The organism is Blautia sp. AF19-1, from assembly GCF_003479155.1.
GTDB classification, from domain to species: Bacteria; Bacillota; Clostridia; order Lachnospirales; family Lachnospiraceae; genus Fusicatenibacter; species Fusicatenibacter saccharivorans.
In genome coordinates, this window is record NZ_QUGQ01000028.1 from 26,924 (window position 1) to 36,142 (window position 9,219).

General features: G+C 47.5%; 7 protein-coding genes. 6 read left to right on the forward strand and 1 reads right to left on the reverse strand.

Annotation, left to right across the window (positions count from 1 at the left end):
• Positions 1–9 precede the first annotated feature (9 nt).
• The 4 genes from DWX26_RS15325 (at position 10) to DWX26_RS15345 (ending at position 4,090) form a co-directional block, all read left to right on the forward strand.
• Positions 10–1,419: a SurA N-terminal domain-containing protein gene (locus DWX26_RS15325; protein WP_117801645.1), complete on the forward strand. Its 1,410-nt coding sequence runs from the start codon at positions 10–12 to the stop codon at positions 1,417–1,419.
• A 261-nt stretch (positions 1,420–1,680) separates the two neighbouring features.
• Positions 1,681–1,968: a hypothetical protein gene (locus tag DWX26_RS15330; protein ID WP_117801644.1), complete on the forward strand. Its 288-nt coding sequence runs from the start codon at positions 1,681–1,683 to the stop codon at positions 1,966–1,968.
• Between the two features lie 215 nt (positions 1,969–2,183).
• Positions 2,184–3,068 carry a homocysteine S-methyltransferase family protein gene (locus tag DWX26_RS15335; protein ID WP_118601737.1) on the forward strand — a complete coding sequence of 295 codons (885 nt, stop codon included), beginning with the start codon at positions 2,184–2,186 and terminating at the stop codon, positions 3,066–3,068.
• Between the two features lie 311 nt (positions 3,069–3,379).
• Positions 3,380–4,090 carry an HAD family hydrolase gene (locus DWX26_RS15345; RefSeq protein WP_117801642.1) on the forward strand — a complete coding sequence of 237 codons (711 nt, stop codon included), beginning with the start codon at positions 3,380–3,382 and terminating at the stop codon, positions 4,088–4,090.
• Positions 4,091–4,204: 114 nt separating this feature from the next.
• On the opposite strand, the gene DWX26_RS15350 is transcribed toward DWX26_RS15345, so the two are convergent.
• Positions 4,205–5,566: an MATE family efflux transporter gene (locus DWX26_RS15350; protein ID WP_118595555.1), complete on the reverse strand. Its 1,362-nt coding sequence runs from the start codon at positions 5,564–5,566 to the stop codon at positions 4,205–4,207.
• Between the two features lie 299 nt (positions 5,567–5,865).
• On the opposite strand from DWX26_RS15350, the gene DWX26_RS15355 reads away from it, so the two are divergent.
• Both DWX26_RS15355 and DWX26_RS15360 read left to right on the forward strand, forming a co-directional pair.
• Positions 5,866–7,440 (forward strand): carboxylesterase/lipase family protein, encoded by a 1,575-nt coding sequence (locus DWX26_RS15355; RefSeq protein WP_117510899.1) that lies wholly within the window; start codon positions 5,866–5,868, stop codon positions 7,438–7,440.
• A gap of 148 nt (positions 7,441–7,588) precedes the next feature.
• Positions 7,589–9,160 (forward strand): AAA family ATPase, encoded by a 1,572-nt coding sequence (locus DWX26_RS15360; RefSeq protein ID WP_117761311.1) that lies wholly within the window; start codon positions 7,589–7,591, stop codon positions 9,158–9,160.
• Positions 9,161–9,219: the final 59 nt, after the last annotated feature.

Consider the following 9,219-nt stretch of genomic DNA (forward strand, 5'->3'; position numbering starts at 1 on the left):
GAGGAAGTAATGAAAAATTTAAAAGCAAAAGCAGTCTGCGTTATGCTGAGTGCTTCGATGGCAGCGATGGGACTGACTGGCTGCGGTTCCGACAATGTGGACGGAACAAAAACGGCAATTACTGTAAATGACGAGTCGATTACACTCGGACAGGCAAATTTCATGCTGAGATATCAGCAGGCAACCATGTACAATTATTATTCCAAGATGTACTCGATGTACGGAATGCAGATGCCGTCTGAGATGTACGACAAGGAAGGCGACGATGGAAAGACTACCGGGGAAACGTTCAAGGAGCAGTCTCTTGATACGATCGAAAAAGAGCTTCTGATGCGGCAGCACGCAGAGGAATACGGAATTTCCCTGACAGACGAGGAAAAACAGCAGGCGAAAGAGGCTGCACAGGCATTCGCAGATAAGAACGGTGACGATGTGATGAAAAAGTTGCACGCAACCGTTGAGGACATCCAGGATGCACTGGAGCTGTATGTTATTCAAACCAAAATTTATGATCCGATCATCGCAGATGTAGATACCGAGGTATCCGATGAAGAGGCAAAGCAGACCTCCATCAGCTACATCACGGTATCCACAGCAGGAACCGAGAAGGATGACGATGGAAAAACGATTGATTTGACGGACGAGGAAAAAGCGGCAAAGAAAGAAATCGCACAGAGATTCCTGGATCTCTTAAAAGAGTCTGAGGATCCTGCAGCCGCATCGTTTACCGATCTGCGCAAGGAGCTGAACGATCAGTTAAATGCGGAGAATACCGCAGATTCCACCGATTCTGCCGACAGCTCCGATGAGAGCAGCTCTTCTTCCGATGCTTCCGACACAAGCGCATCCGACGCTTCAAGCGCGAGCACATCGAGCAGTTCCGCCAGCGATTCCTCCTCTGAGGTTTCTTATCTGACCTCTTCCGAGACATCCTTTGGAACCGGATCGGAGAAAGACGATGACGATACCTGTTCTCTTGGAGATAAAGTAGCGGAAGAAGCAGCAAAGCTGAAGGATGGCGAGTATTATGACGGTGTCATCGAAGGCGACGATGCATATTATGTGATCCGTGTAGATAAAGCATTCGACGAGGACAAAACCGAGTCCAGAAGACAGACCATCATTTCCAACCGCAAATCGGATAAGTACAACGATACACTGGATGGATGGGTAAAGGAGAGCGATATCAAGGTCGCATCCAACTGGAAAAAACTTGAAGTAACGGACGCAGATCTGTATACGATGACAGTTGACAGCGCTTCTACAGATTCCACAGATGGAACCACAACCGACAGCACAACAACGGACAGTACCGCAACGGACAGTACAACGTCTGACAGCACGACATCAGGCAGTACCGAAACGACATCGACAAGCAGCACAGGCACTGCTTCAACGTCTTCAAGCACTGCAGAATAAAAGCATACGATACAGGACAAACGGCAGCCGGATCCGGGAGAGGGGTCCGGCTGCTTCGCGATTTTTCTTCCATTTCGCATGGCTCTGAATCGTTACAAAAAAAGAAAATAATAGGGAATTTGTAGAGTAAATTGACAATAGTAAGAAGTTCATTTAAAATGAAATTACAACCAGAGTGTATCTCGCAAATTGCGGAAATAATTTTTCAGACACGCTCTAATGTTCAGGCGAAAACGATGTACCAGGAAAGAAGGTGGAGAAATGAAGAAGGCAGTAATTTCCGTACTTGTCGGTACAGCAGTATTGGCTTTCGTTGCGTGTGGAAAAAATGCTGCAACGGAAAACAGTTCCGATTCGGGTGTTTCAACGGTATCGGCATCCTCGCAGGTGGAAAATGGACAGAAAGCAACCCGTGTGAACCAGGGAACAAATTTGTCTCCGGGGTCACCGAAAAATACCACATCCGGTGGAGGGAACAGCTCGGGCAGGACACATCATTCGGAGACGCATCATTCGGAGACACATCATTCAGACGCGCATCATGATTGAGAATGTCGGGGTTTGCTGAACATTCGTGAACAGAAACAGACGAAGGGGTATCCAAAACGGATACCTCTTTTCTACTTGTCGGGAAAACAATACAATGCTATACTGAACATGAATTTGACGCGAAAAGCGCGGCAGGTTCAGAAAAAAACAGCCGGGATTTGTCAGTATACGCGGACATGTGCTGCAGGGAACTCGGGCAGAATGGAGAAAAGAAAATGACAAGAGAAGAATTTGAACAGCTTGCCGGAGCAGGTGTCATTTTATTGGATGGCGCAACCGGATCAAATCTGACAAAAGCGGGAATGCCAAAAGGAGTCAGTACAGAACTTTGGGTTCTGGAGCATCCTGATATTCTGGCAAATTTACAGAAGGCTTACGTGGAGGCGGGAAGCCAGATTGTCTATGCGCCGACCTTTGGTGCAAACAGATTGAAATTAGCGGATTATGGAAGAGAAAACGAGGTGGAGGAGCTGAATGCACGCCTGGTGGACATTTCGAAAAAAGCGCTTGCCGGAACAGGTGCGCTGATTGCGGGAGATTTTTCCACACCGGGAAGAATGCTGCAGCCAAAAGGCGATCTCTCTTATGAAGAGCTGCTGGAATCCTACACAGAGCAGGTAACAGCGGTAGCAAATGCGGGCGTTGATCTTCTGGTAGCGGAGACGATGCTGAGCGTAGACGAAACGTGTGTCTTTATGGATGCTGCACTTTCTGTCTGCGATCTGCCGATTATGTGTTCTCTGACGCTGGAAGCAGACGGTTCTGCCCTGTTCGGCGGAAACGCTGTGGAAGCAGTTGAGACACTGCAGGAAATGGGAGCATCCGCCGTAGGACTGAACTGCTCGGTCGGACCGGATCAGCTTGAGGCAGTCGTAAATTCCATGAAAAAAGTGGCAAGAGTACCGGTTATCGTAAAACCGAATGCCGGCCTGCCGAAAATTACGCCGACCGGTGAGGCAATCTACAGCATGGATGCGCCGACGTTTGCAAAATATATGAACATTCTGGTAGACGCGGGTGCAGGCATTGTCGGCGGCTGCTGCGGAACGACACCGGAGTATATTCGTCTGGTGAAAGAAATGCTGGATGCGAGAAAGTAAATCAAAGATTACAATTCGCAGGAGACTGTGAGATGTAATGAATTCCCCTGTTGCGGACAAAATCTGTACGGGGGAATTTTTTTACGTTACCGGAAACTTCGTTGAATTTTCCGATAAAGTAAAAAGCCCTCCGGGCAGGATTCTTTCTTACAGAGAGCAAGACAAAACAGGTTTCAACGATCTGGTTTGGTGGACAGTCTGGGTGGAGAAAAAAAGATAGGAAGTCTGGAAAAAAGACATGGAATTGTGGAGAAAAGTCTGGTAGAATACGTGTCGTGTGGAAAACTTTCCGTAAGAAAGGATGATGAAGGATGTATCAGAATTATATTTTTGATTTATATGGAACTCTGGTAGATATACATACGAATGAAAAGAAAGCGTATCTCTGGAAAAAAATGAGCCTGTTCTTCGGCATGAAAGGGGCCGCCTATGAGCCGAAAGAACTCCGGATGGCGTATGAGACAAAAATCAAAGAGCAGGAAGCTGCGCTTAAAATGGAATGCCGCGGCAGCCATGTACCGGAAATCGACATTGCGGATGTGTTCCGGCAGCTGTTTGAGGATCAAGCTGTTTCGGTAACGGAAAAAGAAATTGCAGATCTGGCGAAAATGTTCCGTGCGATTTCGATAGAAGAACTGAAACTGTTCCCCGGCGTGCCGGAAATGCTGCAGCGTTTAAAAGACGCAGGAAAGAAGGTTTTTCTGCTGTCCAACGCACAGGCGCTTTTCACCGCGCCGGAAATTTCCCTGCTCGGCCTTACGAAATACTTTGATGGAATCCTGCTCTCATCGGATGCCGGTGTGAAAAAACCGGATCCGGCGTTTTATGAGATGCTGCTGAAGCAGTATCACCTCGATCCGGCAGAATGCCTGATGACAGGAAATGACGATATCGCTGACTGCCACGGTGCAGCCTCTGCCGGAATTGCAAGCCGTTACGTGGCAACGCGCCAGTCACCGAAAATAAACGACCCGCTGCCGGAAAACTGTGAGAAGATCGCGGCGATTGCGGAGTTATTTTAACTGAAGAGCATTCAGCAGCACTCCTGAAAAAATAATGCGAAAAAAGGGGCTGTCGCACTACGTTCATTTTCTTAGTGCAACAGCCCCTTTTGCTTATGTCAGGAAAGGAATCCTTCAGCTTTTCCGCATTCCTTTATCCCACCGGAATTTTCGATAGCAGGCATAGATCAGAACACTGCATACCAGCCATCCCGCCGGATAACCAAGTGCAATCGGAATGATGGAATCAAATATATGAGACATCACAAACAGATAAATCTGGCGGAACACGACGAAGCTTCCGAGCATCACGATCATCGGTGTTCTGGTGTCTCCTGCGCCGCGCAGGACGTTGGAGTAAACCTGGTTGACGCAGCAGAGAATGTAGAACGGGGAGAGCAGATACAGGAACAGAGTTCCATAACGAATCACAGCTGTCTCCTGGTTAAACAGATAGACCATTTGCGGGGCGAAAATCAGCAGAGGAATCATCATCACAATGGTTACAAGCTCAGCAAGCAGGAATGCGGTTGTAGCACCCTTCTTTGCACGGTCAATGTAGCTGGCACCGACGTTCTGTCCGGTGAAGGTGGTCGAAGCAAGACCAACACTCATCATCGGCAGCATCATAAACTGGTCGATTTTCATGCAGGCACTCCAGCCTGCCATAACATCCGAGCCGAATACATTGATATAGGACTGCACGAAAACGTTGGAAACGGAAGTCACCATCTGCTGGATCGCTGCCGGCAGTCCGACGCAGACGATGCGGTACAGCAAAGACCAGTCCATGCAGAGCTTTTTCCAACAGATGCGGTATGGGCCGTCTGTTGTGGTCAGCACATACAGCGTCAGAACCGCCGAAAGGCACTGTGCAATAACGGTTGCAAGCGCCACACCCTCGATTCCCATGCCGAAGGAAACGACAAACAAAAGATCGAGCACGGTATTGACAACAGCGGAAAAAATCAGGAAATACAGCGGATGGCGGGAATCGCCGACAGCGCGGAGAACGCCGGAGCCCATGTTGTAGAACATCAGACCGGCAACACCGCCAAAGTAAATTTTAAGATACGTTGCTGACTCGCGGATGACGTCGTTCGGCGTACTCATCATGCGGAGCATGTACGGTGTAATGAAGATGCCGAGAATAGTAAAGACAATAGAGAGAAAAAATGTCATCACCAGTGTCGTGCTGACGGTGCGGCTGACCTTTTCATCCGCCTTTGCGCCATAATACTGAGAGATAATGACACCGGCACCGGTGGAAAGTCCCATGAAAAAGCCGATCAGAGAATTGATGATCGGACCGACGGAGCCGACGGCGGCGAGTGCTTCCTTGCCGACAAAGTTGCCGACAACGATGCTGTCAACGGTGTTGTAAAGCTGCTGGAAGAGATTTCCGGCCATCAGCGGAAGCGAGAAGAGAAGAAGCTGTTTCCAGATAGAGCCCTGGGTCATATCGCGGGCTTTGCTCTTTTGTACTGTTTTCGTCATAGTAGTCCCCTTTTTTACGTTGATTTTACCTTCTTTTTTATTGTAGCACTTTGAAGTTGTGATGGAAATATCAGTTTTTGACGCGATTTTCGGACTTTATTGATATAAACAGCCGAAAATAAAAGTGAAAAGAATTGTTTCTGAAAAAATTGTCTGGTATAATAAGGAGCAGATGCGTAAATGCAAAAACAACAGATGCTTCAAAGACCGGTGCAAAAACGGAAAGATCAGGGGGATTTTGCGGTGGTTTTTTGGAAACTGCGCGTCACAGAACAGGATAGAAAGAAGGTAACTGAAATATGGGAGATTATTTTGTATGCAGTAAAACAGATCCGGTAGTAGAGACAAAAGCAGGAAAGGTACGCGGTTTCCGACTGAACACGACGTATGCCTTTCATGGAATCCATTACGCCGAGGCGGATCGTTTCCAGATGCCGCAGCCGGTGAAACCGTGGAAAGGAATCAAAAATGCACTGGCATACGGCTATGTATGCCCGCTTTTAAAGCAGGATGAGCCGAACATGGAGGTGCTGGTACCGCATCGCTACTGGCCGCAGGACGAGCATTGCCAGAACCTGAATGTCTGGACACAGAGTCTTGATCCGGGTGCGAAAAAGCCGGTCATGGTATGGCTCCACGGCGGCGGCTTCAGCGCCGGCTCTGCGATTGAGCATGTGGCATATGAGGGGGATCACTTAAGCGAGTTCGGTGATGTCGTTGTTGTTTCCGTGAACCATCGGCTGAATATCCTCGGTTATCTCGATCTCTCGCCGTTTGGCGAAAAATACAAAAATTCTGCGAATGCAGGAAACGCAGATATGGTAGCTGCATTGCAGTGGGTACATGACAATATCGCGGCATTCGGCGGAGACCCGGAGAATGTTACGATTTTCGGTCAGTCCGGCGGCGGTATGAAGGTGGCAACGCTGATGAATACGCCGGCAGCAGACGGCCTGTTCCAGAAGGGTATCATCGAGAGCGGTGTTTATGAGGCAAAGGTTTATCAGAAAGAGGACGGAGACGGCACCGCGATTGTGAAGGCTCTGTTAAAAGAACTGAATCTGGACGAATCCGAGGTGGAGAAGCTTGAGACGATCCCGTATTATGAGCTGTCAAATGCGTACAATAAAGTTGAGGCAGAGGTTGCTGCGAAAGGCTGCTATATCGGACAGGGACCGATGGAGAACGGCTGGTTCCGCGGAAATCCGATCAAGTGCGGATTTACGGATCACGCCAAAACGATTCCTGTGCTGGCAGGAACCAACATCGGTGAGTTTGATTTTGGACCGGTTGTGCCGGGAAAACATGAGATGAACCGTGAGGAACAGATTGCGTTCCTGACGAGAAAATATGGTGATGCAACGCCGGAACTGATTTCTCTTTTTGAAAAAGCATATCCGGACAAAACAATTGCCGACCTGTGGTCTGTGGATACGTTCTTCCGTCCGGCAACGATCGAATTCATTCGTCAGAAATCGGAGTTTACAGAAGCGCCGACCTATTCCTATCAGTTTACCTATGAATTCCCGATCGATGGCGGAAAAGCCGCATGGCATTGTGCCGAGATTCCGTTCGTATTCCATAACATCGACCGCATCGCCGTATGCAATGTCCCGGGCGAAACAGACCGTCTGCAGGAGCGTATGGCCACCGCCTGGATCAACTTTGCCCGCTACGGAAGCCCGGAAACCCCATCCCTCCCGAACTGGCCGGCATGCACCCCAGGGGATGAAGCAACCATGATTTTCGACAGAACCTGTGAAATTCGCCGCAACTTCGATCACGAGCTGGTGAAAAAATTGGTGGAAACCGAGTATAACCCGATGACACCGGTTGTGGAAGACGAGGAAGAGGACGCGTTCTTTATTCATTAATTAATTGACTCATAGCAATCCCAGAAAAAACAGCCAGAATGTTTTGCCTCAGTTAAAAACATTCTGGCATTTTTCAACTTATGCTAAATTGAACTTAAGGCAAGAATATCGTATGATAGAGGTAGAAAGAGAAAGGCGCAGGTGGAATATGGGAGTTTATCTGAATCCGGGAAATGAAAAATTTGCAAAAGCGGTTCAGTCCGAAATTTATGTGGATAAAACAGGGCTGATCGAGTATACCAATCAGGTGATTAATACTGTGCAGAGATATGTCTGTGTCAGCCGTCCGCGGCGCTTTGGAAAATCTATGACGGCGGATATGCTGACGGCTTATTATGGGAAGGAATGCGATTCCAGAGAACTTTTTTCTGGATTGAAAATTTCTCAAAATGCTGTATTTGCACAGCACTTAAATCAATATCCTACGATTTTTTTGAATATGCAGGAATTTCTGAGCCGGAGCAAGGAAATTGGCCAGGTGATTGACCGTGTTCGAAGAATGCTGCTGCGGGAACTGAAAAACAGTTATCCGGACGTGGACTACTTTGACGATACGGATCTGGTAGAATCGCTGCAGGATATTTATGCGGCAACAAAACAGTCGTTTGTCATTATCATTGATGAATGGGACTGTGTTTTCCGGGAATATCAGCAGGATAAAAAAGCACAGGAAGAGTATCTTGATTTCCTGCGGGATTTTCTGAAAGATAAGGTTTACGTAGCACTTGCCTATCTGACGGGTATTCTGCCGATCAAAAAATATGGAACCCATTCTGCACTGAATATGTTTGATGAATTTACAATGCTTGATCCAGGGCCGCTCGCAGAATATGTAGGATTTACGGAGCAGGAAGTAGAAGAACTCTGCGGCCGGTATCAGATGGATCTGGCAGAAATTAAAAACTGGTATGACGGCTATTCGTTCCCGGGAGAAAGTTCGGTTTACAGCCCGCGTTCGGTTGTCAATGCCATGCGATTCCGGAAAATCGGCAATTACTGGAATCAGACAGAAACATTTGAAGCACTACAGTGGTATATTGATCTGAATTTTGACGGCCTGCGGGATGACGTACTGCAGATGATGGCAGGGAAAAAGATTCCGGTGAACACGGGCAGTTTTACGAATGATATGACAACTTTCCGGACAGAGGATGATGTGCTGACACTGCTGATTCATCTTGGATATCTTGGTTATGAGGAACAGAATAAATATGTTTTTATTCCGAATGCCGAGGTACAGTCAGAATATGCCAGTGCGGTAACCGTTTCCCAATGGGGAGATATTTCAAAGGCACTGAAAAATTCCGCAGATCTTCTGCAGGCTGTGTGGGAAAAACAGGAAACACAGGTAGCAGAGGGAATTCGGCTGGCACATTTTGAAACGTCACAGCTTCAGTACAATGATGAAAATGCGTTGAGCTATACGATTTCACTGGCGCTGTATGCAGCACGGAATTTTTACACGGTTTACCGTGAACTGCCTGGGGGAAAAGGGTTTGCGGATCTTGTTTTCGTACCAAGAAAAAGATACCAGGACAAACCGGCGCTGGTTGTAGAACTGAAATGGGACAAAACAGCAGAGGGTGCGCTTGCGCAGATTAAGGACAAAGAATATTGCAGAAGTCTGGAAGAATATCAGGGAAACTTGCTTCTGGTAGGAATTAATTATAATAAAAAGACAAAAGAACATGTTTGCAGAATTGAGGAATATCAGAAGTAAAAGGGAGAGGTGACAAACTATAAACAGTCAAGAGAATTTTGAAATTTTTTTGAATTGTA

Bases quoted from the DNA above. Each gene is read 5' to 3' on its own strand.
- DWX26_RS15325 (WP_117801645.1), top strand. From the start codon at position 10: ATGAAAAATTTAAAAGCAAAAGCAGTCTGCGTTATGCTGAGTGCTTCG.
- DWX26_RS15330 (WP_117801644.1), top strand. From the start codon at position 1,681: ATGAAGAAGGCAGTAATTTCCGTACTTGTCGGTACAGCAGTATTGGCT.
- DWX26_RS15335 (WP_118601737.1), top strand. From the start codon at position 2,184: ATGACAAGAGAAGAATTTGAACAGCTTGCCGGAGCAGGTGTCATTTTA.
- DWX26_RS15345 (WP_117801642.1), top strand. From the start codon at position 3,380: ATGTATCAGAATTATATTTTTGATTTATATGGAACTCTGGTAGATATA.
- DWX26_RS15350 (WP_118595555.1), bottom strand. From the start codon at position 5,566: ATGACGAAAACAGTACAAAAGAGCAAAGCCCGCGATATGACCCAGGGC.
- DWX26_RS15355 (WP_117510899.1), top strand. From the start codon at position 5,866: ATGGGAGATTATTTTGTATGCAGTAAAACAGATCCGGTAGTAGAGACA.
- DWX26_RS15360 (WP_117761311.1), top strand. From the start codon at position 7,589: ATGGGAGTTTATCTGAATCCGGGAAATGAAAAATTTGCAAAAGCGGTT.